The organism is Pseudomonas salomonii (genome assembly GCF_900107155.1).
In the GTDB taxonomy this organism is placed as follows: domain Bacteria; phylum Pseudomonadota; class Gammaproteobacteria; order Pseudomonadales; family Pseudomonadaceae; genus Aquipseudomonas; species Aquipseudomonas salomonii.
Genome location: NZ_FNOX01000008.1, coordinates 366,620 through 393,259 on the forward strand (window position 1 = coordinate 366,620; position 26,640 = coordinate 393,259).

23 protein-coding genes are annotated in these 26,640 nt (G+C 61.0%); 9 read left to right on the top strand and 14 right to left on the bottom strand.

Going from position 1 to position 26,640, the window contains the following annotated elements; translation table 11 throughout:
* Window positions 1-45: 45 nt before the first annotated feature.
* The 3 genes from treS to BLV67_RS20035 are packed head-to-tail and all read left to right on the top strand — an operon-like array spanning window position 46 to window position 6,845.
* Window positions 46-3,393, top strand: coding sequence for a maltose alpha-D-glucosyltransferase (gene treS / locus BLV67_RS20025; protein WP_069788847.1), 3,348 nt, complete (start codon window positions 46-48; stop codon window positions 3,391-3,393).
* Window positions 3,390-5,627, top strand: a complete 2,238-nt coding sequence (glgB, locus tag BLV67_RS20030; protein ID WP_069788848.1) for a 1,4-alpha-glucan branching protein GlgB — start codon at window positions 3,390-3,392, stop codon at window positions 5,625-5,627. Before treS ends, glgB begins: the two co-directional genes overlap by 4 nt.
* A 51-nt stretch (window positions 5,628-5,678) precedes the next feature.
* Window positions 5,679-6,845: a GGDEF domain-containing protein gene (locus BLV67_RS20035; RefSeq protein WP_065931646.1), complete on the top strand. Its 1,167-nt coding sequence runs from the start codon at window positions 5,679-5,681 to the stop codon at window positions 6,843-6,845.
* A gap of 4 nt (window positions 6,846-6,849) precedes the next feature.
* Here BLV67_RS20035 and BLV67_RS20040 read toward each other — a convergent pair whose 3' ends face one another.
* The 3 genes from BLV67_RS20040 to BLV67_RS20050 form a co-directional block, all read right to left on the bottom strand.
* On the bottom strand, window positions 6,850-9,036 hold the full coding sequence (locus tag BLV67_RS20040; RefSeq protein WP_069788849.1) for a GAF domain-containing protein: 2,187 nt from the start codon (window positions 9,034-9,036) through the stop codon (window positions 6,850-6,852).
* Between the two features lie 162 nt (window positions 9,037-9,198).
* Window positions 9,199-10,050 (bottom strand): CAP domain-containing protein, encoded by an 852-nt coding sequence (locus BLV67_RS20045; protein WP_065931644.1) that lies wholly within the window; start codon window positions 10,048-10,050, stop codon window positions 9,199-9,201.
* 81 nt (window positions 10,051-10,131) lie between these two features.
* On the bottom strand, window positions 10,132-11,346 hold the full coding sequence (locus BLV67_RS20050; RefSeq protein WP_069788850.1) for an MFS transporter: 1,215 nt from the start codon (window positions 11,344-11,346) through the stop codon (window positions 10,132-10,134).
* Window positions 11,347-11,459: 113 nt separating this feature from the next.
* Here BLV67_RS20050 and BLV67_RS20055 point away from each other — a divergent pair, with 113 nt between their 5' ends.
* Together BLV67_RS20055 and BLV67_RS20060 are read left to right on the top strand one after the other, a co-directional pair.
* Entirely contained in the window at window positions 11,460-12,365 is a 906-nt protein-coding gene (locus BLV67_RS20055) for a LysR family transcriptional regulator (RefSeq protein WP_069788851.1), read from the top strand.
* Window positions 12,366-12,385: 20 nt separating this feature from the next.
* Entirely contained in the window at window positions 12,386-13,057 is a 672-nt protein-coding gene (locus BLV67_RS20060; protein ID WP_069788852.1) for a GNAT family N-acetyltransferase, read from the top strand.
* A gap of 58 nt (window positions 13,058-13,115) precedes the next feature.
* Here BLV67_RS20060 and BLV67_RS20065 read toward each other — a convergent pair whose 3' ends face one another.
* Together BLV67_RS20065 and BLV67_RS20070 are read right to left on the bottom strand one after the other, a co-directional pair.
* Window positions 13,116-14,333: an MFS transporter gene (locus BLV67_RS20065; protein ID WP_069788853.1), complete on the bottom strand. Its 1,218-nt coding sequence runs from the start codon at window positions 14,331-14,333 to the stop codon at window positions 13,116-13,118.
* A gap of 164 nt (window positions 14,334-14,497) precedes the next feature.
* Window positions 14,498-15,103 carry a TetR/AcrR family transcriptional regulator gene (locus BLV67_RS20070; RefSeq protein ID WP_069788854.1) on the bottom strand — a complete coding sequence of 202 codons (606 nt, stop codon included), beginning with the start codon at window positions 15,101-15,103 and terminating at the stop codon, window positions 14,498-14,500.
* Between the two features lie 83 nt (window positions 15,104-15,186).
* Between BLV67_RS20070 and BLV67_RS20075 the strand changes: the two genes are divergently transcribed.
* A complete protein-coding gene (locus BLV67_RS20075; protein ID WP_069788855.1) occupies window positions 15,187-15,786 on the top strand; it encodes an NAD(P)H-dependent oxidoreductase in 600 nt (199 codons plus the stop codon).
* On the opposite strand, the gene BLV67_RS20080 is transcribed toward BLV67_RS20075, so the two are convergent.
* Both BLV67_RS20080 and aroA read right to left on the bottom strand, forming a co-directional pair.
* Window positions 15,787-16,176: a hypothetical protein gene (locus BLV67_RS20080; RefSeq protein ID WP_065931637.1), complete on the bottom strand. Its 390-nt coding sequence runs from the start codon at window positions 16,174-16,176 to the stop codon at window positions 15,787-15,789.
* A 31-nt stretch (window positions 16,177-16,207) separates the two neighbouring features.
* Window positions 16,208-17,464 carry a 3-phosphoshikimate 1-carboxyvinyltransferase gene (aroA, locus tag BLV67_RS20085; RefSeq protein WP_069788856.1) on the bottom strand — a complete coding sequence of 419 codons (1,257 nt, stop codon included), beginning with the start codon at window positions 17,462-17,464 and terminating at the stop codon, window positions 16,208-16,210.
* Window positions 17,465-17,805: 341 nt separating this feature from the next.
* Between aroA and BLV67_RS20090 the strand changes: the two genes are divergently transcribed.
* A complete protein-coding gene (locus BLV67_RS20090; protein ID WP_069788857.1) occupies window positions 17,806-18,435 on the top strand; it encodes a lytic polysaccharide monooxygenase auxiliary activity family 9 protein in 630 nt (209 codons plus the stop codon).
* Between the two features lie 6 nt (window positions 18,436-18,441).
* Here the strand turns inward: BLV67_RS20090 and BLV67_RS20095 are convergent, their stop codons facing one another.
* A complete protein-coding gene (locus BLV67_RS20095; RefSeq protein WP_056860397.1) occupies window positions 18,442-18,996 on the bottom strand; it encodes a UPF0149 family protein in 555 nt (184 codons plus the stop codon).
* A 41-nt stretch (window positions 18,997-19,037) separates the two neighbouring features.
* Window positions 19,038-20,327: a chloride channel protein gene (locus BLV67_RS20100; protein WP_069788858.1), complete on the bottom strand. Its 1,290-nt coding sequence runs from the start codon at window positions 20,325-20,327 to the stop codon at window positions 19,038-19,040.
* A 192-nt stretch (window positions 20,328-20,519) separates the two neighbouring features.
* On the opposite strand from BLV67_RS20100, the gene BLV67_RS20105 reads away from it, so the two are divergent.
* Window positions 20,520-21,332, top strand: coding sequence for a crotonase/enoyl-CoA hydratase family protein (locus tag BLV67_RS20105; RefSeq protein ID WP_069788859.1), 813 nt, complete (start codon window positions 20,520-20,522; stop codon window positions 21,330-21,332).
* Window positions 21,333-21,337: 5 nt separating this feature from the next.
* Complete coding sequence (nudC, locus tag BLV67_RS20110; protein ID WP_069788860.1) at window positions 21,338-22,171, top strand: NAD(+) diphosphatase; 834 nt, start codon at window positions 21,338-21,340, stop codon at window positions 22,169-22,171.
* Here the strand turns inward: nudC and BLV67_RS20115 are convergent.
* The 5 genes from BLV67_RS20115 to BLV67_RS20135 all read right to left on the bottom strand — a co-directional run.
* Window positions 22,139-22,918, bottom strand: a complete 780-nt coding sequence (locus tag BLV67_RS20115; protein WP_069788861.1) for a TSUP family transporter — start codon at window positions 22,916-22,918, stop codon at window positions 22,139-22,141. The genes nudC and BLV67_RS20115 overlap by 33 nt on opposite strands.
* Window positions 22,919-23,109: 191 nt before the next feature.
* Window positions 23,110-23,829, bottom strand: a complete 720-nt coding sequence (gene pcsA / locus BLV67_RS20120; protein WP_069788862.1) for a phosphatidylcholine synthase — start codon at window positions 23,827-23,829, stop codon at window positions 23,110-23,112.
* 149 nt (window positions 23,830-23,978) lie between these two features.
* Complete coding sequence (locus BLV67_RS20125; protein WP_069788863.1) at window positions 23,979-24,893, bottom strand: class I SAM-dependent methyltransferase; 915 nt, start codon at window positions 24,891-24,893, stop codon at window positions 23,979-23,981.
* 152 nt (window positions 24,894-25,045) lie between these two features.
* Window positions 25,046-25,534, bottom strand: a complete 489-nt coding sequence (locus BLV67_RS20130; RefSeq protein WP_065931754.1) for a DUF1289 domain-containing protein — start codon at window positions 25,532-25,534, stop codon at window positions 25,046-25,048.
* Between the two features lie 152 nt (window positions 25,535-25,686).
* Window positions 25,687-26,640 (bottom strand): ribonucleotide-diphosphate reductase subunit beta (locus BLV67_RS20135; protein ID WP_071492555.1); only part of this gene is annotated, 954 nt, incomplete at its 5' end.

A 26,640-nucleotide genomic window follows, 5' to 3' on the forward strand; every position in this document is an offset into this window, starting at 1 on the left:
GAAGGCGTCCAGACCCTAGATTTTTCAGTGTTCCAGGAGTTTCCAATGGCGAAGAAACCCACCCCAGCCACTTTTATCAAAGACCCGCTCTGGTACAAGGACGCGGTGATCTATCAAGTTCACGTTAAATCCTATTTCGACTCCAATAACGACGGTATCGGCGACTTTCCCGGCCTGATCGCCAAACTCGATTACATCGCCGATCTGGGCGTCAACACCATCTGGCTGCTGCCGTTCTACCCGTCGCCACGTCGCGACGATGGCTATGACATCGCCGAATACCGGGGTGTGCACAGCGACTACGGGACCATGGCCGACGCCAGGCGCTTTATCAGCGAGGCACACAAGCGTGGCTTGCGGGTGATCACTGAACTGGTGATCAACCACACTTCCGACCAGCATCCCTGGTTCCAGCGGGCGCGCAAGGCCAAGCCGGGCTCGGCGGCGCGGGACTTCTACGTGTGGTCCGATGACGACCAGAAGTACGATGGCACCCGCATCATTTTCCTCGACACCGAAAAGTCCAACTGGACCTGGGACCCGGTCGCCGGCCAGTACTTCTGGCACCGGTTCTACTCGCACCAGCCGGACCTCAACTTCGATAACCCGCAAGTGATGAAAGCCGTGCTGTCGGTGATGCGCTACTGGCTGGACATGGGCATCGATGGCCTGCGTCTGGACGCCATTCCCTACCTGATCGAACGCGATGGCACCAATAACGAGAACCTGCCGGAAACCCACGGCGTGCTCAAGCAGATCCGCGCCGAGATCGACGCGCATTACCCCGACCGCATGCTGCTGGCCGAAGCCAACCAGTGGCCGGAAGATACCCAGCTGTACTTCGGTGACAAAAAAGGCGACGACGGCGATGAATGCCATATGGCCTTCCACTTCCCGCTGATGCCGCGCATGTATATGGCGCTGGCCCAGGAAGATCGTTTCCCGATTACCGATATTTTGCGCCAGACCCCGGAGATCCCCGCTAACTGCCAATGGGCGATCTTCCTGCGCAACCATGATGAACTGACCCTGGAGATGGTCACCGACAAAGAGCGCGACTACCTGTGGAACTACTACGCCGCCGACCGCCGCGCGCGCATCAACCTGGGTATTCGTCGGCGCCTGGCACCGCTGATGGAGCGTGACCGTCGCCGCGTTGAATTGCTCAACAGCCTGTTGCTGTCGATGCCCGGCACCCCGACCTTGTACTACGGCGATGAAATCGGCATGGGCGACAATATCTACCTGGGCGACCGCGACGGCGTGCGCACGCCGATGCAGTGGTCCATCGACCGTAACGGCGGCTTCTCGCGCGCCGACCCGGCCAGCCTGGTGCTGCCGCCGATCATGGACCCGCAATATGGCTACCTGTCGGTCAACGTCGAAACCCAGGCCCAGGACCCGCATTCACTGCTGAACTGGACCCGGCGCATGTTGGCGGTGCGTAAGCAGTCCAAGGCTTTTGGGCGTGGCAGCCTGAAAATGCTCTCGCCGAGCAACCGCCGCATCCTGGCGTATACCCGTGAGTTCACCGGCGACGATGGCCGCACGGAAACCATCCTGTGCGTGGCCAACGTGTCGCGCAGCGCCCAGGCGGCCGAGTTGGACTTGTCCGCTTTCGCCGGCATGGTGCCAGTGGAGATGCTCGGCGGTAACGCGTTCCCGCCCATCGGCCAGCTGAATTTCCTGCTGACGTTGGCGCCGTACGGTTTCTATTGGTTTGTGCTGGCGGCCGAAAACCAGATGCCGAGCTGGCATGTGGAGCCGGTGCAGAGCATGCCGGACTTCACCACGCTGGTGCTTAAACAACGCATGGAAGAGTTACTCGACGAGCCGTGCCGCACCACCCTTGAACACACCTCGCTGCCGGCATGGTTGCCCAAGCGGCGCTGGTTTGCCGGTAAAGACACGGCCATCGATCAGGTGCGGATTGCCTACGGCGTGCGGTTTGGCGACCCACAGCACCCAGTGCTGCTCAGCGAGGTCGAGGTGACCAGCGGCGGTCAGGTCAGTCGTTATCAATTGCCGTTCGGCTTTTTAGCCGAAGACCAGTTCACCAGTGCCTTGCCCCAGCAATTGGCGCTGGCCCGGGTACGCCGGGGGCGTCAGGTCGGTTTGGTGACCGACGCTTTCAGCCTGGAACACTTTATCCGCGCGGTGATCCAGGGCCTGCAGGCGGGCACGGTGTTGAACACCCACGAAGGTGATTTGCGTTTTGAAGCCACACCGCACTTGGCCGCATTGCAACTGACGGATGAGGCGCAGGTGCGCTACCTGTCGGCCGAGCAATCCAACAGTTCGGTGGTGGTGGGCGAGAGCCTGGTGCTCAAGCTGATCCGCAAAGTCAGCGCCGGGGTGCACCCGGAGCTGGAAATGAGCGCTTACCTCACGGCCGCCGAATACCCGAATATTTCGCCGTTGCTGGGCTCGATGATTCGCCGCGATGGCGACGGCCAGGACAACCTGCTGATGATTGCCCAAGGCTACCTGAGCAACCAGGGCGACGCCTGGAGCTGGACTCAGAACAACCTGGAGCGCGCGATTCGCGACGAGCTGGCCCAGGCGATTTCCGAGCAGGAACAGCATTACAACGCCCTGGGCGAGTTGCAGGATTTTGCCGGTTTACTCGGCCAACGCCTGGGTGAAATGCACGCGGTACTGGCAGCGAAAACCACCAACAAGGACTTCAAGCCCGAGACCACCACGGCAAAGGACACCCAGGCCTGGGCCAAGGACGTCGGCGCGCAGATCGACCGCGCGCTGCAGTTGTTAAAACTTCATCAAAACCAGTTGAACCCCGCCGATCAGGCGCTGGTCAGTGAAATGCTGGGGCAGAAAAAAGCCCTTGCCAGCCGTGTCCAGGCCCTGGCGAAGGCCACGGCGGGCGGTTTGCGCATTCGCGTCCACGGTGACTTGCACCTGGGGCAGGTCCTGGTGGTCAAGGGCGATGCGTACTTGATCGACTTTGAAGGCGAGCCGGCGCGCCCGCTGCATGAACGGCGCGGCAAGCACAGCCCGTATAAAGATGTAAGTGGCGTGTTGCGCTCGTTTGATTACGCCGCCGCCATGGCCCTGAATGTGCAAGGCGTGGATCACTCGCCGCACGCGGATACCGCCCGCAAGCGTGTGACTGACCGTTACCTGAGTGAGGCGCGCAGCGCATTTATCCAGGCTTATCATCAGGCTACGTCTACACTGGCGCATGACTGGCAGGATGCCAACGGCCAGGACGCAGCGCTGACGTTGTTCAGTCTGGAGAAGGCCGCGTACGAAGTGGCTTACGAAGCAGAAAATCGCCCGACCTGGTTGCCGGTGCCCCTGCAAGGGCTGCACGGTTTGCTCAGCGGGCTGGTATCTCAAGCGAATAATGCACGCGGTGGGGAGACGTCATGAATTTTACACAGAGAGAACCGCTGCAAGCGAAGTTGACCGCCATGCCGGCGCCAAAAGATGTAGAGGCGCTGGTGCGCGCGGAACACCCGGACCCTTTTTCCATCCTGGGGCCGCACGATGACGAGCAGGGCGGGCAATTTATCCGCGCGTTTCTGCCCGAAGCCTTGAGTGTCCACGTGTTGGCCCGCGATAGCGGTGAAACCATCGGCAGCCTGGATGCGACCCAGGTGCCGGGTTTGTTTGTCGGGCATTTTTCCACGCGTCAGGGCTACCTGCTGAAGATCCAGTGGGCCGGCGGCGAACAGATCACCGAAGACCCTTACAGCTTCAGCCAATTGCTGCTGGGTGAAATGGACTTGTACCTGTTCGCCGAAGGCAATCACCGTGACCTCGGCAATTGCCTGGGCGCGCAGGTCACCAGCGTCGACGGCGTGCAGGGCGTGCGTTTTGCGGTGTGGGCGCCGAATGCGCGGCGCGTGTCGGTGGTGGGCGACTTCAATATCTGGGATGGGCGCCGTCATCCGATGCGCCTGCGGCATCCGTCTGGCGTGTGGGAAATTTTTATCCCGCGCCTGCAAGCGGGTGCAGCCTACAAGTACGAGATTCTCGGCGCCCATGGGATTCTGCCGCTCAAGGCCGACCCGATGGCACTCGCCACCCAGCTGCCGCCCGACACTGCCTCAAAAGTCGCCGCGCCGTTGCAGGTGGACTGGCAAGACCATGAATGGATGCAGGCGCGTGCCGACAAGCAAAAGGCCACGGCGCCGTTGTCGATCTATGAACTGCACGTCGGCTCCTGGCAGTGTGAACTGGACGAGGCTGGCGAAGTGTCGCGCCAATATGGTTGGCGCGAATTGGCCAAGCGCTTGATTCCCTATGTGCAGCAACTGGGCTTTACCCATATCGAGCTGATGCCGATTATGGAACATCCTTTCGGCGGCTCCTGGGGTTACCAGGCGCTGTCGCAGTTTGCGCCGAGCGCACGCTTTGGCTCGCCGGAAGACTTCGGATTTTTCGTCAATGCCCTGCACCAGGCCGACATCGGCGTAATTCTGGATTGGGTGCCGGCGCATTTTCCCACCGATACCCACGGCCTGGCCCAGTTCGACGGCACGGCTTTGTACGAATACGCCAACCCGCTGGAAGGTTTCCACCAGGACTGGGACACGCTGATCTACAACCTGGGCCGCACCGAAGTGCACGGCTTTATGCTGGCTTCGGCGTTGCATTGGCTCAAACACTTCCACATCGACGGTTTGCGTGTGGATGCGGTGGCCTCGATGCTGTATCGCGACTATTCGCGCAAAGCCGGGGAGTGGGTGCCCAACCGCCATGGCGGTCGCGAGAACCTGGAGGCCATCGACTTCCTGCGCCATCTCAATGATGTGGTCGCGCTGGAAGCGCCGGGCGCACTGGTGATCGCCGAAGAGTCCACGGCCTGGCCGGGCGTCAGCCAGAGCACGCAGCAGGGCGGCCTGGGCTTCAACTACAAGTGGAACATGGGCTGGATGCACGATTCGCTGCATTACATCCAGCAAGACCCGGTGTACCGCGCTCATCATCACAATGAGCTGAGTTTCGGCCTGGTGTATGCGTGGTCCGAGCGGTTTATCCTGCCGATCTCCCACGACGAAGTGGTGCACGGCAAGCATTCACTGATCGACAAGATGCCGGGCGATCGTTGGCAAAAATTCGCCAACCTGCGCGCTTACCTGAGCTTCATGTGGATGCACCCCGGCAAGAAGCTGTTGTTTATGGGCTGCGAATTCGGCCAATGGCGCGAGTGGAACCACGACCAGCAGTTGGACTGGTACTTGCTGCAATACCCTGAACACCGCGGCGTGCAGAAACTGGTCGGCGACCTGAACCGCCTGTACCGCGAGGAGCCGGCGCTGCACGAGCAGGACGATGCGCCCCAAGGCTTCCAATGGTTGATTGGCGACGACGCAATCAACAGCGTTTATGCCTGGCTACGCTGGAGCAAGGACGGCAAGCCGGTGCTGGTGGTGGCCAACTTCACCCCCGTGCCGCGTGAGGGCTATGCGGTCGGTGTGCCGTTTGCCGGGCGCTGGAGCGAGGTGATCAACAGCGATGCCGATACCTATGCCGGCTCCAATTATGGCAATGGCGGCGAAGTGTTCACCCAGGAGGAGCCGCGCCATGGGCAACCGGTGTCACTGTCGCTGAACCTGCCGCCTTTGGGCGTGTTGATTCTGCGGCCGGAAGCGCTTTAAGGGCTCTAGCGTGGTGGATTCTGTTGTCCGCGCTACTGGCAGGGTGCCACAATGGCGCCTTTGTCGTGGCAGTCGAAGCGGGCGTATTTCATGAACGGCCTTGGGCGTGGGCAAGACCCGGATGAACTTATCGAACAGCAGGTGCGAACCGACCGGTTGCACCAGCTGTTTCGCCAATCGTTCTCGGCCATTTTCGGCAGCTACCTGGGCGCCGTCATGCTCTGCTGGCTGTGCTGGAGCCGGTTTGACCACGAGGTCATGCTGGTCTGGCTGGGGGTGCTGGCGGTGACCTCGCTGGTGCGGGTCAAGCTCTTCACCGACTGGTTTCGCTGCCCCGACAGCGAGCGCACGCCCGCGCGCTGGGAGCGCCGTTATTGGGTCACGCTGATGCTGTCAGCCGGCACCTGGGGCCTCGGCGCCCTGGCGGTGATGCCCCCGGATGATCGCGTCTCCCAGGTGCTGGTCATGCTGTTTACCGTGGGCATGTCGGTCAGCGCCGTGTCGTGTTATTCGGCTTATCGCTATATGACCCTGGGTTCCATGGCGCTGGTGCTGTTGCCGTGCACCCTGTGGTTGCTGTTCCAGCCGGCGCCGATGCAAGTCGGCGTGGCGATTGCGGTACTGGTGTTTTCGACCTTTGTGGCCAGTGCCACACGCAAGCTCTCGGATGCGCTGGAAAAAGCCTTTCGCCTGACCCGGCAGATGGAGCGGGCCCACCATATCTCCACGCGCGCCGCCCAGACCGACGAGCTCACCGGGCTGATGAACCGTCGCGCGTTTTTCGAGCAGGCCCACCTGCTGTACGCGCAATGCCGGCACAACCAGCAGCCGCTGAGCGCGCTGATGCTGGACATGGACCACTTCAAGGACATCAACGACACCTACGGCCACCAGGCCGGTGACCAGGTGTTGCGCCAGATTGGCGGGGTAATCAGCGCCTCGTTTCGCCAGGCCGACGTTTATGGTCGACTCGGCGGTGAAGAATTCGCGGTGTTGCTGCCCAACACCTCGCTGGAAACCGCACAGGGCATCGCCGAGCAACTGGTCCAGGCGATTTCGGGGCTGAGTTCCGAGCCGGTAAAAGGCTTGACCGCCAGCCTCGGTGTGGCCACCACCCGCAGCCTCGATCAGGACTTGCACAGCCTGATGAACAACGCCGACAAAGCGCTGTACCGCGCCAAAGCCATGGGCCGTAATCAGGTGGCCGTCGCGCAGTAGCGCGTCATTCCTTGAGCATCGACCTGGCCAATGCCCGCGCCACCTGGTCGGCGGAGTAGGGCTTGGGGAGGAATTCGAAGCCTTCATAGCCGCTGTCGGCCAGTTCTTCGCTGTAGCCTGACGTGAGCACCACCGGCAAGTCGGGGCGGCGCTCGCGCAGCCGTTTGCTCATGGCCACGCCGGTCATGCCGGGCATCACCACATCCGAGAAAATCGCGTCAAACGCCATGCCGTCCGGGCCGGCCAGCGCCAGTGCCTGCTCGGCATCGGTGGCCCAGGTGGTTCGGTAGCCCAGGTCCTGCAGGATCTGGTTGGCGAAGCGGCCAACTTCAAGGTTGTCTTCGACTATCAGGATGTGACGCGCCGTAGTGTCGGGCACCGGGCCTTGGTCTTCCTGAACCGGGCAGGCCTGCACCGCCACAGGCTCGGCCTCGGGTAGATACAGGGTAAACACGCTGCCCTGGCCGAGGTTGCTGGTGACGTCGACGTTGCCACCGGATTGTTTGGCAAACCCGAACACTTGGGACAAGCCAAGCCCGGTACCTTTGCCCACCGCCTTGGTGGTAAAGAAGGGTTCGAAAATGCGCTCGACGGTCTCAACGGCAATGCCGCTGCCGGTGTCGGCCAGGGCAATGCTCACACAGGGCTGGTTTGATTCGGCATCGCCACGGATGCGCGGCAGTTTTGCCAGGGGAGCGACGCGCAAGGTCAGGGTGCCTTGGCCCTCCATGGCATCGCGGGCATTGAGCGCGATGTTGATCAGGGCGGTTTCAAATTGGCTGGAGTCGACGCGCACATGGCACGGCCGCTGTGGCAGTTCCAGCTGCACGCGGATACGCGCTCCGGTGAGGCTTTCGAGCATCTCGCCGATGTTCTTGACCCGCAGGCTCACATCGAAAACTTCCGGGTTCAACGGCTGGCGGCGGGCAAACGCGAGCAATTGGCTGGTGAGCTTGCTGGTCCGCTCGACGGTGTCGGACACCGCGCTCATGTAGCGTTGGCGGCGCTCTTCGGATAACCCCGGCTGGCGCAGAAAATCCACCGAGGAGCGGATGATGGTCAGCAAGTTGTTGAAGTCGTGGGCCACGCCGCCGGTCAACTGGCCGATGGCCTCAAGCTTCTGCGACTGGCGCAATGCGGCTTCGGCCTGGGCCAGTGCCAGGGTGCGTTCTTCGACGCGTTGCTCCAGGGTGGTGTTGAGTTCGGCAAAGGCTGCCAGGCCTTCACGCACAGAGGCATCGGCGCGCACGCGCTCGATATGCGCCCAGGAGCGCTCGGTGACTTCGCGCAGCAACGCCAAGTCGTAGCTCGACCACAACCGTGGGCGTTTATCGTGTACCGCCATCAAGGCCGTCAGCCGGCCATTCTTGATCAAGGGCATGCAGATCGTCGCGCTGACCCCCAGTGCCTGAAAGGACGCCGATTCCTCTGGCGGCAGCTCGCGCAGGTTGTCATGGATCACCAGTGGCTCACCCGCGCGCAGGCACTTGACCGCCGTCTCGCCAAACGCCGCCAGGCTGTAGTGGCCGATGATACTGGGCGAACCGGGTGCTACCCAATTGTCGCGGATGGTGAAGCCGTCCTCATCGGCGTCCATATCGGCGTAGGCGCAGTTGCTCACCTGCAAGTGTTCGGCCACCAGTTGGGTGGTGCTGGTCAGAATGGTTTCGGCATCGGCCGCATTGGCCACCGTGTGGCTGATGGCATCCAGCACCGCCAGGCGTCGGGTGAGGAATACCGTGCTGGTGGTTTCCGACACGGTGTCAAGAATGCCGACCACCTTGCCCTCGGGGTCGCGAATCGGGCTGTAGCAAAAGGTGAAGTACGCCTGGTCCGGCGTCGGGCCGCGTTCAATCACCAGAGGGAAATTTTCGATGTAGGTGGCATGGCCCTGGAAGGCGGCATCGGCGATGGGGCTGATATCCGCCCACACCTCATGCCACACCTCGTTGAACGGGCGTCCCAACGGATCGGGTTTTGAGCCCAGGATAGGAATAAATGCATCGTTATAGAGCGTGATCAACTGCGGGCCCCAGACAATCGCCTGGGGAAAGCTCGATGCGAAGCACAGCGCTACGGTGGTCTTGAGCACGTCGGGCCACTGCTCCAGCGGGCCCAATGGCGTGTTGGCCCAGTCATGCTGGCGAACCCGCTCAGCCATGTCGCTGCTGCTTTGCAGCCAATTCATCATTGCGAGAACACCTTGTTTACCACGGTCTGTCGAGGGCCTGAAGCGGTCAGGCTAACAAGCTACAGACCGGAATGAATGCCGCCAGTTCAGCACGATTACACAGGTGATGGCAATTTGATGCTCTATCCAAATGAATAGACGGGCAGACGGGTCTCACGCCTTCTATTGCGCGCCGAGAACCCCCGTCCAATAAATGCCGGCATCACTCTTGGGATCCATGGCGTAGGCCGCGCCCAATTCACGAAATTGCGGGTTCATCAGGTTGGCGCAATGCCCGGGGCTGGCGAGCCAGCCGTCCACTACTTTGCGCGGGGTGTCGAGGCCGGCGGCGATATTTTCACCGATGTTTTTTGCGATATACCCCGCCAGTTCCGCGCGGTCGCCCGGTGTGCGGCCGTCATGGTCCAGGTGGTCGAAGAAATTGCCGTTAGCCATGTTGCGCGAATGCCCATTGGCGGCGCTGGCCAGGTCATCATTCCACGACAGCGGCGTGGTCGCGGTGAACGCCTGGGTGCCGCATTGACGCGGTTGCTGACGCGCAGCGTTGACCAGCTCGAGCAGTTTTTTGCCCTCGGTCTGCCAGTCACCAAGGCCGCTGGAGAGCAGCGGGCGTGCCAGCACAATGCGCCAATCCTGGCCGCTGTTGCTCACGCCGATATCGACAAATTGTGGGTCCAGCACCACGCGACAGAAGCTTTCGCGCACGGCCTTCATCGCCGCTTCGGCGTTTTTGGGGCCGGAGAGGCTGATGGCCTGCACGTTCACCATCGGGTAGGCGGCCCGTGCCAGCGCCTGCTGCAAGTCGCCGACATTGGTGGCCGGCAACACCAGCCGCGTATCACCGGTCAGCGGTGGCAGTTCCTGGGAACCCTGGTTGCCGCAGCGTTGCACCTGGCTGCGGTATTCGTTGATCTGTTGCACCAACTGACTTTCTTCATTCGCCATCGCGCTGGCGCAGAACACCAAACTGGCGGCCAGCGTCGTCAGACCCATCATCAATGACAGCACGCGCATGGACGTTACCCTTGAGCTTGAAAGTGCCCATGATGCGCGAAGTAACCCGGTTTGGGGCAACGCCTTTTTTGTTTTTTTGCCTCAACGGGTGTTCTGCGGGCAGATCGTGGCGCGGTTGCGGCCCCAGGCAAAAGTGCTGGCGGTGACGATCAGGGCCAACGCGGCGGCGAAGGTCACGTGCAAGCCGGAGGCAACACTGGTCGGCGCTGCGTGAGTCACATCGGGGCTGGCCCAGGCAAACACCGCGCCCAGGGCCGAAGCGCCGAAAATCAGGCCCAGGTTGCGCGACAGGTTCAGCAGCCCGGACACGGTGCCTCGGCGCGTCGGCGCGACATCGCTCATCACCGCGGTGTTATTGGCGGCTTGAAACAGGCTGTAGCCTGTCGTCAGCAGGACCAGGGCGCCGAGGTAAGCGGGCAGTCCCGCCGTCAACGAAAGCGACAGCGCGCCCAGCGCCATCACTCCCAAGCCCGCGAGGGTCATGCGGTGGCTGCCCAGACGATCGGTGAGGCGGCCCGCCGGTACGCCGGTCAGCGCCGCTACACAGGGGCCGAGGGCCATGGCCAGGCCCATCCGGGCCGGATCCAGCCCGAGCCCACGGGACAGGTAGAACGGCCCGACCACGAACGTGGCCATGATCACTGCCGCCACCAGTGCGCTCATCGCCAACCCGGCACGCAGCGTCGGGTCTTGCAACGGCTGCCAGAAAGCACCTGCCGATATGCTGGCGCTGGCCTGTCGGTCCGCCGGTAAGCAATAAAAGGCGAGGGCGGCGGCCAACAGTCCCAGCGGCACACCGAACGCAAACAACGCGGGCCAGCCCCACAGGCTCAGCAGCACCCCGCCGACACTGGGGCCCATGGCGGTGCCGACTGCCGACATCGTGCCGAGCAAACCCATCACTTGGCCGGTACGCGCTTTGGTCACCGTGTCGCCCACCAGGCCGAGGGTCATCGCCATCATGCCGGCTGCGCCCAACCCTTGCAGGGCGCGCGCTGCAATCAGCCATTTAAGCGATGGGGCTGCCGCGCACAGTGCACACGCCACGGCGAACAGCAGCAAGCCGGCGAGCAAGACGCGCTTGCGCCCGAAGCGATCGCCCAGGCGGCCGGCGCCGACAATCACCGCCGTAATCGCCAACAGGTAGGCGAGCACTACCCATTGCACGGCATGAAACGACACATCAAACGCCTGTGCCAGGCTGGGCAGGCCGACATTGGCAATGCTGGTGCCCAAAGAGGCCAGCAACATGGCGAACGACAGACTGACGAGCGCACCAGGTGAAGAGTTGTGCATGGACGATTCCTTGAGTGAAGGCAACTGACACAACTCTACGGCGTGGCCTACTATGGCGGAAGACGCATGGGTTGCAGCTAATACCTGCATCAAACGCCTGATAAGGAGCGCGTATGCCCGACCTGAATTTGCTTATTACTCTGGATACGTTGCTCAGCGAAGGCAGTGTGGCCGCTGCCGCCAGGCGCCTGCGCCTGAGCCCTTCGGCCATGAGCCGAGCGCTGGCCCGCCTGCGCGAAACCACCGGCGACCCCTTGCTGGTGCGTGCCGGACGCGGCCTGGTGCCGACACCGCGGGCGGTCGAATTGCGTGAACAGGTCAGCCGTTTGGTGCAGGAGGCCCAAGCGGTGTTGCGCCCGGCGCAAGCGTTGGATATGGGCCAGGTGGTACGCACCTTCACGCTGCGCTCCAGCGAGGAGTTTGTGGAAAACCTCGGCCCGGCGTTGCTCGCGCGTATCGCCCAGCAAGCGCCGGGCGTGCGCCTGCGTTTCGTCGACAAAAGTGACAAAGACTCGGCGCTGCTGCGCGACGGCAGTATTGACCTGTCCATTGGCGTGGTCGACGCCAGCGCCAGCCCCGAACTGCTGACCCAGGCGCTGTTCCGTGACCGGCTGATCGGTGTGGTCCGCAGCGGCCATGCGCTGAGCCAGGGTGACGTCAGCGCCGAGCGTTTTGCCCAGGGCCAGCATGTCTACGTGTCGCGCCGTGGGCTCGACCGTGGCCAGGTCGACGACGCGCTGCACGCGCTGGGCCTGACGCGGAACATCAGCACCATCGTCGCCGGCTTTGCCACCGCCATCGCCCTGGCCCGCGATACCGACCTGATCGCCAGCGTGCCTGAACGCTACACCGCCCATCAGCGCGACGGGCTGCACAGCTTTGCGCTGCCGGTAGTCGTGCCGTCGTTCACCGTGGCCATGCTCTGGCACCCGCGCCTGGATGCCGACGTGGCCCACCGCTGGTTGCGCGGCTGTTTGCGCGAGGTGTGCGGGCAGCAGGTACAATCACCGCTGCCTTGATGCTAAACCCAGGAATTTGCATGTTCAGCCTTACCCGCTACACCACCGCCAGCCCCGAGCCGATCAACAGCCAGATCCTGCAGATGGTGGTCGACAACCTCACCGACATCAGCAGCGTGGCATTGCCGCCGAGCAACCTGCTCTACAACATCTATCAATACGCCGTCGGCTTTGAGGTGCACCAGTACCTTGAAGCACTGAATGGCGCCAAGGGCATCGCGGTTGAACTGGTGGTGGCACTGCAGGGCGAACAGGTGATCGGCTTTTGCCTGTACCTGCCCGTCCAGGATGATCCGCACGCCTGTGGCATCGCCTTTATGGCCGTGCAAGCCGCGCATCGGCGCCAGGGCGTTGCGCGCGCGATGCTTGGCGAGGTGCTGGCGCATTACCCCCACGCAGAGCTGGCCTGCTCAGTGGAAAAAGTGCCGGCGTTTAAAGCGATGGGCTTTCAGGTGCGTGGTGCGCGGGGCACCCAGGTGTTGATGAACACGCGCGATTACGGCACTGATGGTTTGATGGGCGTGCTGGACGTGGCTGCGATCTACAGCTCGCTGGAGGTGCGGCAGATTCATACGTACTTGCTGCAAAAACACGGCAAGCGCGCGATGGTTGATGCCGAGAAGCAGCGGGATCGGCATCTTGATCAGCTGACGCGCAAGGTGCAGTCGTTTGTAAGTGAGCATCGGGACTAAATGCAAAAAACTCCCTTGGGAGGTTTTCTATTGCGCGCGACAAATCGGCTTAATCGTACTAACTGACGGGAGTATGTGCTTGTTTTCTGCACACATATAAATAGACGGCAATTGACACTGAAGCAGTTAAAAATGCTATGCAGGCTGACACAATAAAAGGTGCTGGGCGACCACCTGCGACTATTATTAGTGTTCCTAAAGAAGGTCCGATTATAACGCATAAAATTTGGACGCTTCTGAAAGACATGGAGACCCTTCCGATAGTGTCAGGAGGGCATAATTGTTGAAGGATTATATTGGAAGAAATTATTAGAGCCTCATAACCGAAGCCATTCAAAAACCAAACCAGTGGATAAATATAGGCTCTCCCAGGTATTTGGAAAAAAATCATGGTCGCGGTCAGGATCAATGCGGCGGAAAAAATAACCAGTGCATGCATCCGAAGTAGCAGCTCATCAAAATGGCTAAACTTGAACTTTATCAGCAGTGCGGCGCCTATCGCGCCAGCCGCTGTAGCGGAGACGATCACCGAGAAATTAACTGAAGGCAAGCCTTCGAAGGCTAAGAAGGATGCCAAGTGCGGGTCGTAGATTCCTAAAGCAAGTGAAGTGAGTAGCGAGTAAATGAAGCCGATCCGTAGTTGAAAGGGCAAGGCTTTAAATATAGCAAGTCCTCTTATTATGTCACGATAGAGTGGCAGGGTTTTTGTCGAGGCGTCATTAATTTGCGGCTTGAATGCTAGGCAGATAGACCTCAGAAATGGGAAGGTTAAAAGGACTGCAGCAGCCGACAAAAAGAACAGGTCTTTGGGTGGTAATATTATCGTCAATATGCCCGCTAGTAACGGAGCAAGCATTTTGGTTGACTGGTCAAATACGCTGACGCAGCTGAAAAAAGATTTGCGTTCTTCAGCAAGTATCAGTTGCCGAACCATAATGGTTATTGAGGGGAAGTAGAATAAATTTGACACGCCTTTCAAGATCACAAAAAGCAAAAAAATCTCAAGGTCTGGAGACATGGCAAGGGCTAAGGTAGATAGCATGCGGAGTAAAGCACCGACTGCCAGCGTTTTCCGTGCGTCATGTCGATCTATAAGTGTTCCGACAATAGGGCCCAGAAACAACATGGGGGCACCTAGGCAAAAAGCCAGGAGCGCTATCGACGAAGGCGAGGCATGCCACAAATAGACGGGGACCGTGAATATCAAAAAAATATCAAGCCATAGTGAGAGGCTGGAAAGCGCTTGCACACAAATAAGCTTACTTGACGTTTTCATGGTGTCGATCTGAGTTAAGAAAAAGAGTGGTTAGATCAAAAGCGAAAAGCGGACCTGCATACACCGAAGATCTGCTTTTCTGTGGGAGCTGGCTTGCCTGCGATGCAGGCACCTCGGTATCGCAGCGGTACGATAATTCGACAAGCCTGCTTCCACATGATGAATCAGTTCACCGTGCCGCGATTGACCATCGCCAGAATCGTCGCCAGCAGCTCCTGCTGCGCCTCCTCACGGCTGATCTCACCACTGGCGGCCGCCTGGGACAAGGCCTCGGCGGCGCCCAGCATGGCGCGCAAGCCCGCTTGGGAAACAGTGCCATTGGGCGCGAACGGCGCCAGTGCATCGCGGCACTTTTGCAGAAAGATCGCCTCGTATTTGCGCTTCAGCGTTTCCAGTTCCGGCGAGCTGCTCAAGGCGGCAATCACCCCCGGAATTTCCCGCCCTTGCAACAACACGCAATCGACGTAACACGACGCGATGACCCAGGCTTGCTCGTGCAAAGTGGCGGCGCTGGCGTCCAGCGCATCGGCAAACACCTGGTTCTGAAGGCTATCGAAGTCTTCATAGAGTGCGGCCAGCAAGCCGGCACGGGTGACGAAATGGTCGTAGACCACCGGTTTGGTAACGCCTGCCAGCTCGGCCAGGCGGCCCAGGGTCAGGGCTTCGGTGCCTTCCTCGCGCACCAGTTGCCAGGCCATGTCGAGCAATTGGCGCAGGCGATCCTCGCGGGACAGGCGGCGGCGTGGGGCAGGGGATTCAGTGCTTGACATGCTTATATACCAAAAGTAACTTAAAGTGCGTAACCTACTAAAAGTAGCTAGCGCCCAGCCTAGCCCGAAATGGAGTGAATGTCATGCACGCACTGATCGTAGTAGCCCATCACGACCCGCAATCCCTCACCCATAGCGTGGCCGCACAGGTGGCGGCCGGGCTCACGGCGGCCGGCCACACTTATGAGGTTGCCGACCTCGCCGCCGAAGGCTTCGACCCACGCTATTGCGCCGCCGACCACCTCGTACACCGCACTCGCGCTGAGCCGCCCGCCGATGTGCTCGCCGAGCAGGCGCGCATCGACCGTGCCGATGCGCTGGTGCTGGCGTTTCCTATTTATTGGTGGTCGCTGCCGGGCCTGCTCAAAGGTTGGATCGACCGCGTGTTCGTCAACGGCTGGGCGATCGATTACGGCCCCGATACGCCGGTGGTGAAAAAACTGCGGCACGTGCAGGTGCACCTGCTGGCGCTGGGTGCGGCAGATGAAAGCGCGTTCGATCGGCACGGTTATGCCAAGGCCATGAGCACCCAGATCGACTACGGAATTTTTGATTACTGTGGGGCGCAGGTGGTGACGTCAACGCTGCTGCTGGAAACGGAAAGCGGCGCTGCGCAGGCGCATTTGCACACTGCAAAAGCCATCGGGCAGCGCGTGTTTGAAGTCGAAACGGTGGCTGGGTAGTCAGCCTTCGCGAAACAGATCGTGGGCATCCAGCAGGCGGTAGGCGATTTCCGGGCGCTTCTCCAGGCCACGGCGAATCGCCGCCGGAATCGCCTGGCGGGTTTTGCGGCACAGGCCGGGCTGCTCGTCGATGTTGATCTGAATGCCGCGCATGCTCTTGACCTCGGTGTGCCCTGGCGCCACCTGCACGCGGATACCCAATTGCTCGAACATCCGCTGTTGCATGTGTTCCAGGTCTTGCAGGCTCTGGAGGTTTTCCAGGCGCTCGACCAGCTTCTTCTCTTCCTGACGCGTCAGGCTGAGGATACGCAGGTCGGCGCCGGGCGCTTGCAACAGCTGTTCACGGTCGCAAGCGCAGACGCCGGGTGGGCAGGGTTGGCGAATTGACATGTGCATTCCCTCCCTACGCCGACGTGCTGGCTCAGTAGCTGAGCGCAACCCCAAGGCTGCCCAGGGCCTTCCAGTATTCAGGGTAGGTCTTGGCCACGCAGTCCGGGTCCTGAATGCGGATTCCCGCCACCTTCAGCCCGGCCAGGGCAAAGCACATGGCAATGCGGTGGTCGGCGTGGGTGTCGATCAGCGCATTGCATGAAGTGCCGGCCAGTGCCGGGTCGCTGGCCACCAGCAGGTCGTCGCCCTCGATGGTCGCCAAACCTGGGCGAATTTCGTTGAGGCCGTCGTGCAGCGCCTGTACACGGTCACATTCCTTGACGCGCAGGTTGGCCAGTTCGGTGAAGCGCACCGGGGTGTTGTTGAACGCGGCCAGCACTGCCAGAGTCGGGATCGCGTCCTGCATCTGCGAGCCGATCACGGTGCCTTGCATGTTCGGGAACTGCGCAATCACAGCCTGGGCCTTGGCGTCCGGCTGGGTGAAGTCTTGCGCGGCCACGCCGATGTCGATGCGCCCGCCGGTCAACACTTCGGCAGCCCACAGGTAAGTGGCGGCGGAGGCGTCGGGTTCGATCAGGTAGTCATGGGCGCTGTAGCCGGTGGGAGCTACGCGCCAGGTGGTGTCGTCGACCACCTCGACCTGCGCACCGAACGCACGCATGCAGTCCAGGGTCAGGTCCACATAACCACGGGCGCCGATGTCCTTGCCGGTCAACGCCACTTCAATCGGCGCCTGGCCACAGGCCGCGAGCATCAGCAGCGCCGACACGTACTGGCTGGACAAGCCGCCATCAATCTCGAAACGCTTGGCCTGCACCTTGCCCACGCCGTGCACGGTCACCGGCGGGCAGCCGGTCGAGCTGTCGACGCGGATGCCGTTCTGGCCAAGGGTAGCCAGCAGCGGGCCGATCGGGCGTTTTTGCATGTAGTCGTCGCCGTCGAGCACCACGGTGCCTTCGACGGTCGCCACGGCGGCGGTGAGAAAGCGCATCGCGGTGCCGGCATTGCCGAGGAACAGCGGCTGCGAGGGCAATTGCAGTTTGCCTGTGCCTGTGACCACGAAGGTGGTGTCGTCCGGCTCATCGATACTCACGCCCATCTGGCGCAAGGCCACCGACATGTGGCGGGTGTCATCGCTTTTCAGCGCGCCGCTCAGGCGGCTGGTGCCCTTGGCCAGGGCGGCCAGCAACAGGGCGCGGTTGGTAATGGATTTGGAGCCGGGGGGCGCGACCTTGCCGTTCAGGGCGAAATTGGGCGGTGTAACGGTCACGGTTTTCTGCGAACTCAAGGTACAAGGCTCCTGATCAAGGCAAGGCGGTGTGGAGTGGCCGACGGGCGGACCCGAATAATCAGCCAAACACGCCACCCTTGTCGAGCGGGGATCGTGGCAGGGTGCGTATTTCGAGGCGGTCGCCGACTTGTCCGGGGAACGGACTGCTCCTGTAGTCGAACTACTTCTGTGGGCGTAGGACAAGCAGCAAATCCGATGCAGGACAACGCCCTTTACTCAGCGAAACGCGGGCAGTGTGCGATTTTTCCCAGGCGAGCCGCAGTTGGACAATAGCGCCCGCCAAGGTAAGTTCGAGGTGTGCCCCATGACGGGGCACATTCAATCAAGGAGTGAATGAAATGAACAAACCCCAGACCCAACTTCGTCACGGTCGCGTCGTGACCCCGCCCAGCCGTGGTTCGGTGGCGGTAGAGCGCGGGCTGCTCGGCAACTGGCAGGTGAACGAGATGGAAGGCGGTAAAAACTTTCCGGCGCTCACCGCCGGGCCGTTCCCGGCACCCTATGAAACCGATGATCAAAGCGTCACACCGCCGGCCGACGGGCATATCCTGAGCGGCGGCAAGACCGACGACCGCGATTGCCTGAACTTCACCGACGAGGAGATGAGCAAAAAGCTCAACACGCCGTTTACCTGGCCATTGCTGAATGTCGAGGCTGGCCAGGTGTTCAAGGTGCAGTGGGAGTACACCGCCGCCCACGTCACCCGTGGTTATCGCTGGCTGATCACCAAGGATGGCTGGGACCCCAAGCAACGCATCAGCCGTGCGCAGCTTGAGGCCAAGCCGTTTTTCGAAGACTTCTACACCCAGGTGCCGTACTACCAGCACGCCGATGAACTGAAAGCCAAGGTCGAACACCAGGTCACGCTGCCCAAGGGCAAGAAAGGCCGGCATGTGGTGGTGCTGATGTGGATCGTGGCCAACACCGGCAACGCGTTCTATCAGGCGTTTGACCTGGACTTCAAATAAGCGCTGTTAACGCTGGGCCAACCAGTAATCATGCAGCGCCCGCGCAGCGGGTTCGATCGCTCGAGCCCGCTGTTGGTGAGCGTTTACGTCCAGGTCTGCCGGCAGTTCAAAGTTGTCTTGCTCGGCACACCAGGAAATCTTCTCCAGCAGCGCCGCTTGTTCGGCAGGCAGTTCTGGCCAGTTGCCAATCGCCGCACCCCGGATATAGCCAAAGCACCATTCCTCGGCGAGCGTGACGGTTTGGCCTTGGTGTTCGGTGTCATCAAAGCGGGCCTTGAAGCTTTGCGCGTCGGTGGCCAATTGCGCCGCCAGCGTATTCATATGGCGCACGCACAACTCAAGGAAGCGCTGGGCCTCTTCCACGTTTTCCCAGGCCGGGTTCTGCCCACCCCAGATCGCCGGGAACCACTCACCGACGTCCACTTGTGCGGGGCTTGAGACCAGCGCGGTGAAGTAGCCGTCGAGTTCAGCCAGGTTCAGCACCGAATGATCGTCGCCGTATTTCAACAGCGTTTCGTCGATGAAGTCGAAATCGGCAGGGGTGAGGGGTTGGGCGAGCATGGGCATATCCTTTAAACGTCGAGCGCCGCGAAGTGGGCGGCTTAAAGCGCAGAGGATGGCGCTTGGGCGGGCTTTTTTCCACTTATTTCCCGGCGCTGACACAGCTTGCTCACGCACATCGAACCCACCACCGCCAGAATGATCGGCACCAGAAAGTCATGCTCGATACGCGTAAATTCGGCCACCAGCACAATCGCGGTCAGCGGCATGCTCATGCTGGAGGCCAAAAACGCCGCCGCGCCGATGATCGCAAACGCGCCCAGCGGCACCCCGGGCCACACCAGACTCCAGGCAGCGCCGAGCAGAATCGCGAGCAACGCGCCATTGGCCAGGCCCGGCGTCAGCAGGCCGCCTTCGGCGCCGGCGCGTAGGCTGCCGGCGGTGATCAACACCTTGACCAGCAGCAGGATGGCGGCCAGGCCGATCGTCAGCTCATTGTCAAAGCCCAGTTGCGCCGGGCCTTTGCCATTGCCGAGGATCTGCGGCAGCAGCATCGCCAGCCCGCCGATAATCGTAAAGTTGATCAGCGACATGACGGGCAGGCGCCAACCGCGCGCGGCGTTGGCCCTGGCGGCGCCGGTAAAACGGCTGAACCCATAAGCGGCCACGCCAAACACTGGCCCGCACACCACGGCCCAGGCGATCAGCGCCGGGCTCAACACAAAATGCGGCACTGCATATTGCGATTCCGCACCCAGCCCGATCCACGCCACTGACGCACCAATCGCCGAGGTTGCCAGGGCAATTACCGCCGCCGGCCAGCTGAAGGCGCCCACCAGCACTTCCAGCACAAACACAGCGCCGCCCAGTGGCACGTTGTACACCGCCGCCAGCCCTGCGCCGGCGCCGCAGGCCACGATTAAACGGTGCATGTCCGGTTCCAGCCGGGCGCGTTGTGACAGCCAGGTCGCGGCCAGCGCGCCGACTTCGCGCGGCGCCACTTCACGGCCCAAGGGCGAGCCGAGGGCCACGGTGATGATCTGCAGCACGGCGTGGGCGAGGGTGGTTTTGGGCGGCATGATCGGCATCTTTTCAGACACGGCCTGCTTGATGCTCACCAGCGGTCGGCCATAGCGATAAATCATCCACCAGCCCAACCCGGCGACCAGGCCGCACACCACCAGCACCAGCAGGCGCCGCTCCGGCGCGGCAGCGGTGACGCCCCACAAAAAGGTTTCGTGGCTGACCAGGCTGTCGAGGCTGTAACCGTAGGCCAGGTGCTGGATGCCGTGCAGCAGTAACGCCAGCAGCATCCCGCCCAGCCCGGCGCCAATGCCGGTCAGCACGACCACCAGGGCCAGAATCAATGATGAACGAAAGGTGGACGGCATAGCGGGCTCCAGGCAGTGGCCCTGAGTGTATAGCCGATAAAGTGCGGTGCCTGGGTGAAATGTATCGGCAGGCCATAAACCCGGCAGCCACAACATTTCATTACGTTTGCCAGTCCCGTTTTTGGCTGATGCGCCGTCATGTTCCCTTGTTATAGTTCGAGCCTTATTACTCGCCAGTCAGGGATCACTGCCATGTCCGAATACCACGCTTTCATCGTCGAACTCACCGGCAACGTTGCCCATGTGCAGATCAACCGCCCGGAAAAAATCAACGCGATGAATGCGGCGTTCTGGACCGAAATCATCGACATCTTCCAGTGGGTCGAAGACACCGACGCCGTGCGCGCCGTGGTGCTCAGCGGTGCCGGCAAGCATTTCTCGTCCGGCATCGACTTGATGATGATGGCCTCGGTGGCCAATAGCTTTGGCAAGGACGTGGGCCGCAACGCACGCTTGCTGCGGCGCAAGATCCTCGAACTGCAAGCCTCGTTCAATGCGGTCGACAACTGCCGCAAGCCGGTGCTGGCGGCGATCCAGGGTTACTGCATCGGCGGCGCCATTGACCTGATCAGCGCCTGTGACATGCGCTACGCCGCCGAAGGCGCGCAGTTCTCGATCAAGGAAATTGATATCGGCATGGCTGCCGACGTCGGCACCCTGCAACGGCTGCCACGCATTATCGGCGACGGCATGTTGCGTGAACTGGCCTACACCGGTCGCCCGTTCGGCGCCGAAGAAGCGCGCAGCATCGGCCTGGTCAATCGTGTGTATCCCGATCAGGACAGCCTGCTGGCCGGGGTCATGGAAATCGCCCATGAAATCGCGAGCAAATCGCCGATTGCCGTGGCCGGCACCAAGGCCATGATCAGCTACATGCGTGACCATACGGTCAATGATGGTCTGGAATACGTTGCCACCTGGAACTCGGCTATGTTGCAATCCAACGACCTGCGCGTGGCCATCGCGGCCCATATGAGTAAGCAGAAACCCGAATTCGTGGATTGACTGATATGACACCAGGCTGGATTACCACAACGCTGCTGGACAATGACGCCCCTGGCGGCTGGGCCGTCGCCCGCAGCCGCGAGGGCTTTTTGCATGACACCAATGGCCCGCTGTTCCCGCGTGAATGGCTCAAGCGCCAGGACCTGTCGGTGTTTGCTGAGCATGGCATTGGTCACCTTGACGGTGAGCCGGTGTACTTGCTGGAGCTGAACGCGGCAGCCGAAGTGCCGGGTTGCAGTTGGCAGGGCCTGCGCGGCTTTATGTTGCAGGGCGACCACACCCTGTACAAAGTGCTGGGTTACGCCGCGCAGATCGGCACCTGGGCGCGGGAGCATCGGTTCTGTGGCAGTTGCGGCCAGGCGATGGTGCAGGTGCCGCGCGAGCGGGCGATGTATTGCCAGGCCTGCGACCTGCGCAGTTACCCACGGATTTCGCCGAGCATGATTGTGCTGGTGACCCGTGGCGACGAGATCCTGCTGGCGCGTTCGCCGCGTTTTGTCACGGGCGTGTACAGCACGCTGGCGGGATTCGCCGAGCCGGGTGAGTCGGCCGAAGATTGCCTGATCCGTGAAGTGCGCGAAGAAGTGCAGGTGGAGGTCAAGAACATTCAGTACATGGGCAGCCAGTGCTGGCCGTTCCCGCACTCGATGATGCTGGGCTTCCATGCCGAATACGCCGGGGGAGACATCGTGCCCCAGGCCGATGAGATCGAAGACGCGCAGTGGTTCAATATCCACGACTTGCCGCCGTTGCCGGCGTCACGTTCGATTGCGCGTTACCTGATCGATCTCTACCTGGCGCGCCGTTTAGGCCAAGCTGAACCAGTGTTGCCAGGCTAGGCGCACCGTCAGGCCGAGGACCACGGTGATAAACACCGGGCGAATGAATTTGGCGCCGCCGCTGATTGCGCTGCGTGCGCCAAAGAACGCGCCACACATTACCGAGAAGCCCATCGCCAGGCCAACGATCCAGTCCACCGAGCCATTGAAGATAAATACCGACAGCGCCGCCGCGTTGCTGACGAAGTTCATGCTGCGCGCCACGCCGCTGGCTTTGACCAGGTCGATGGGGTGCAGCAGCATCGTGCTCACCGTCCAGAACGCGCCGGTGCCGGGGCCGGCCACGCCGTCGTAGAAGCCCAGGCCGAAGCCTTGGGTGGACTGCCATTTCTTCTTGATCGGTGCATCGGCATCCAGCGGCGCCTTGGGCGTGCCACCGAACAGCAAATACACCCCACAGGCGAACACGATCACCGGGAGCATTTTGTTCAGGGTTTCGGCGGGCAGGTAGTGGGCGACCACGGCACCTGCCAATGCGCCGACCAGCGTGCCGACGATGGCGTGTACCCATTGGCGCGGGTGGAACAGCTTGCGCCGGTAGAAGGTAAAACTGGCGGTGGCGGAGCCGAAGGTCGAGCTGAGCTTGTTGGTGCCCAGCACCAGGTGCGGTGGCATGCCGGCGGTGAGCAGGGCCGGCGTGGTGAGCAGGCCGCCGCCGCCGGCGATGGCGTCGATAAAGCCGGCAATAAAGGCCACGCAGGCAAGAATGGCGAGGGTGGTCAGGTCAACGCTGAGTTCGAAGGGCATGGGCAGGGCTTATTATTGGCAGGGCGCAGAAAAGGGCTGCGCCAAAGATCGCCATCTTACTTGGATCTAGCGGGTCTACGCGATCCAAATGTGGGAGCGGGCTTGCTCGCGAAGGCGGAGTGTCAGTTAGCACATCTATAACTGATCCACCGCTTTCGCGAGCAAGCCCGCTCCCACATTTTGAATTGCAATCAACCGTGACGTTTGTCCAGCCACTCCAACGCCGTGCGCCATACACAAATCCCCAAAAAGTACGCCGACATCACCGACCACAACCCAAACGTCCACGGGTTGGTATTGGGGTAGTCCACCACCATCAAAAAGCTGCACAGCAACCAGAGGGTGGTCACGGCGATGTTGATCGGCATAAAGCGCTTGACCCGGAACGGGTGCAGAAACTTCATCGGAGTCACGGTCAGCAGCGCCAGGCCGATCACCGTGGCCAGGGTCACCCAGGCGTCCGGCTGGATGATGTAAACGCACAAGGCCACCACATTCCACGCCGCAGGAAAGCCGACGAAATAGTTGTCCTTGCTCTTCATGTTCACATTGCAGAAGCAGAACAGCGACGACACCAGGATCACCGACACGGTAAACAGGTGGGTGAAGTCCGGCAGGTCTATATAGCGGTAGATAAACAGCGCCGGGATAAACACATACGTCAGGTAGTCAATCACCAGGTCCAGCACCGAGCCATCAAAGCTGGGCAGTACCGTGCTGACATTGACCCGTCGCGCCAGCGAGCCATCGACCCCATCGACCACCAGCGCCAGGCCCAGCCACAGCAGGCAGGCCTTGGGTGAGTTTTCCAGCAAGGCCAGGGTGGCCAGGAACGCCAGCACCACGCCGGTGGCGGTAAAGCCGTGGGCGCCCCAGGCTTTGAGTCTGGCTACATGCAGGGTCGATATCACGGGCGGCTCTCCAAAAGATGAAACAGGGCAGCCGACGACGTAACGCCGTCGAGTCTGGCCGGGGAATGCAGGTATCGACCGGGAAGGGAGGTATAAGGTTCACCGCCCCGGCGTATCACTTAGCGTAGCAAGGGTCAGACGTTTCGGCATCAACCCTGACGGAACACCAATGCCTTCAAACCGCTCTGCGGGTCGACATCGGGAAATTCCGGCGGGTTTTCCAGCCGCTGTACAAAGCTAAGGCCCGGCGCTTCGCGGGTTACGCCGTCAATCAGGAAGTCCTCACCGAAGGCCGGGTCGTTCATGCAGGCCAATACGGTGCCTTGGGCCGTGAGCAAATCCGGCAGGCGGCGCAGCACGCGTTGGTAGTCTTTGGTCAGCAGGAAGCTGCCCTTCTGGAAGGACGGTGGGTCGATGATCACCAGATCGTAAGGGCCGCTGTTGGTCACCTTGGCCCACGACTTGAACAGGTCGTGGCCCAGGAAGCTGACGCGGCTCAGGTCATGACCATTGAGGCGATGGTTATCGCGCCCGCGACTCAAGGCGCCACGGGCCATGTCCAGGTTCACCACATGGTCGGCACCGCCTTCGATGGCCGCCACCGAGAAACCACAGGTGTAGGCGAACAGGTTGAGCACACGCTGGCCCTTGGCCTGTTCGCGCACCCAGTTGCGGCCGTAGCGCATGTCGAGGAACAGCCCGCTGTTCTGTTTTTTACCCAGGTCGATCAGGTAACGCAGGCCGCCCTCGGTAATGGTCAGCTCGTCTACGGCTTCGCCCGCCAGCCATTCGGTGGTGCTTTGCGGCAGGTAGCGGTGTTGCAGGGCGACGGTGTAAGCGCTGAACTGTGTTTGCAGCAGCTGCTTAAGGGCTTCGAGCTGCGCAGGCTCGGGTTCCTTGAACAATGAGACCAGCAGCACGCCGTGCAACCAGTCCACCGTCAGTTGCTCCAGGCCCGGCCAGCAGCGGCCACGGCCGTGGAACAGGCGCCGGGTTTCACTCGGCGGGTTGGCCAGGGCGGTGAGCAGATGGGCGTGCAGGGTAGCGAGTGCGTCTGGGTTCATCGTTGAGCGTCAATCGTTGAGCGGGCGGCATTTTAAACACAGTCACTGACATAAACTGGAAAAAAAGCCCGGAGGTGATCAGTTACAGATGTGCTAACTGACACTTCGCTTTCGCGAGCAGGCCCGCTCCCACATTGGTTTTGTGCTGCCGCTTAGATACTTGCGATCAATGGAGCGCCAAAAGACTCACGCAGAAAGCCCGGTGCGATATAGCGCTCGTAATGCGCCTCGGACAGCAGGAAAAACTCGCGGTCAATCGCATCACGCAAATCCGCCAGGTGACGCTCGCGAAACTCCGGCAGCAGCGCCAGCCCATACGCATCCAGTTTGGAAATCACCCGCGCGCCCCGGGCAATCAGCTGGTACGCCCAGCAGTACGGCGACTGGTGTGGCACAAAGCGAATTTTGCGGGTTTCAAGTTGCAGGCGCAAAAGCTGCGGGTCAAACACCTCAAGCTTGCTGGCCATCACCTGCACCAGCAACTGTTCCAGGCGCAGCCACACCGCCTGTTTTTCCTCGGCGTTGTAGCCATTCCATTGAATGACTTCATGGTGATAACGCTTGCAGCCCCGGCAGACCAGGTCGCCGTAAACGGTGGAGCACAGGCCGACGCAGGGCGTTTTGATGGTTTGGTTGGGCATAAAAGGCATTTTGCAAAGTCTGTAGAACACCACGGACCTAATGTGGGAGCGGGCTTGCTCGCGAATACGGTGGATCAGTCGATGTATCTAGCGACTGACACGCCGCTTTCGCGAGCAAGCCCGCTCCCACAGTTTTAGATCTGCTTCATAGATCAATCCCAGCTCAGCGCGCCGCCGGTCTGGTACTCGATCACGCGGGTTTCGAAGAAGTTTTTCTCTTTCTTCAAGTCCATGATCTCGCTCATCCATGGGAACGGGTTAGTCGTCCCTGGGTATTCTTCTTTCAAACCAATCTGCGACAGACGACGGTTCGCGATGAACTTCAGATAATCCTCCATCATCGCCGCATTCATCCCCAACACCCCACGCGGCATGGTATCGCGCGCATATTCAATCTCCAGCTGCGTGCCCTGCAAAATCATCTGGGTCGCTTCTTCCTTCATCTCGGCATCCCACAAATGCGGGTTTTCGATTTTGATCTGGTTGATCACATCGATACCGAAGTTCAGGTGCATCGACTCATCGCGCAGGATGTACTGGAACTGTTCGGCCACGCCGGTCATTTTGTTGCGGCGGCCCATGGACAGGATCTGGGTAAAGCCGCAGTAGAAGAAGATGCCTTCCAGCACGCAGTAGTAGGCGACCAGGTTGCGCAGCAGTTCTTTGTCGGTTTCGACGGTGCCGGTTTCGAACTTTGGATCGGAGATCGAACGGGTGTATTTGAGGCCCCAGGCGGCCTTTTTGGCGACCGATGGAATCTCGTGGTACATGTTGAAGATCTCGCCTTCATCCATGGCCAGCGATTCGATGCAGTACTGGTAGGCGTGGGTGTGGATCGCTTCTTCGAAGGCCTGGCGCAGGATGTACTGGCGGCACTCCGGGTTGGTGATCAGGCGGTACACGGCCAGGACCAGGTTGTTGGCAACCAGCGAGTCGGCGGTGGAGAAGAAGCCGAGGTTGCGCATGACGATGCGGCGTTCGTCGTCGGTGAGGCCTTCGGGGTTTTTCCACAGGGCGATGTCGGCGGTCATGTTGACCTCTTGCGGCATCCAGTGGTTGGCGCAGCCGTCGAGGTACTTTTGCCAGGCCCAGTCGTACTTGAAGGG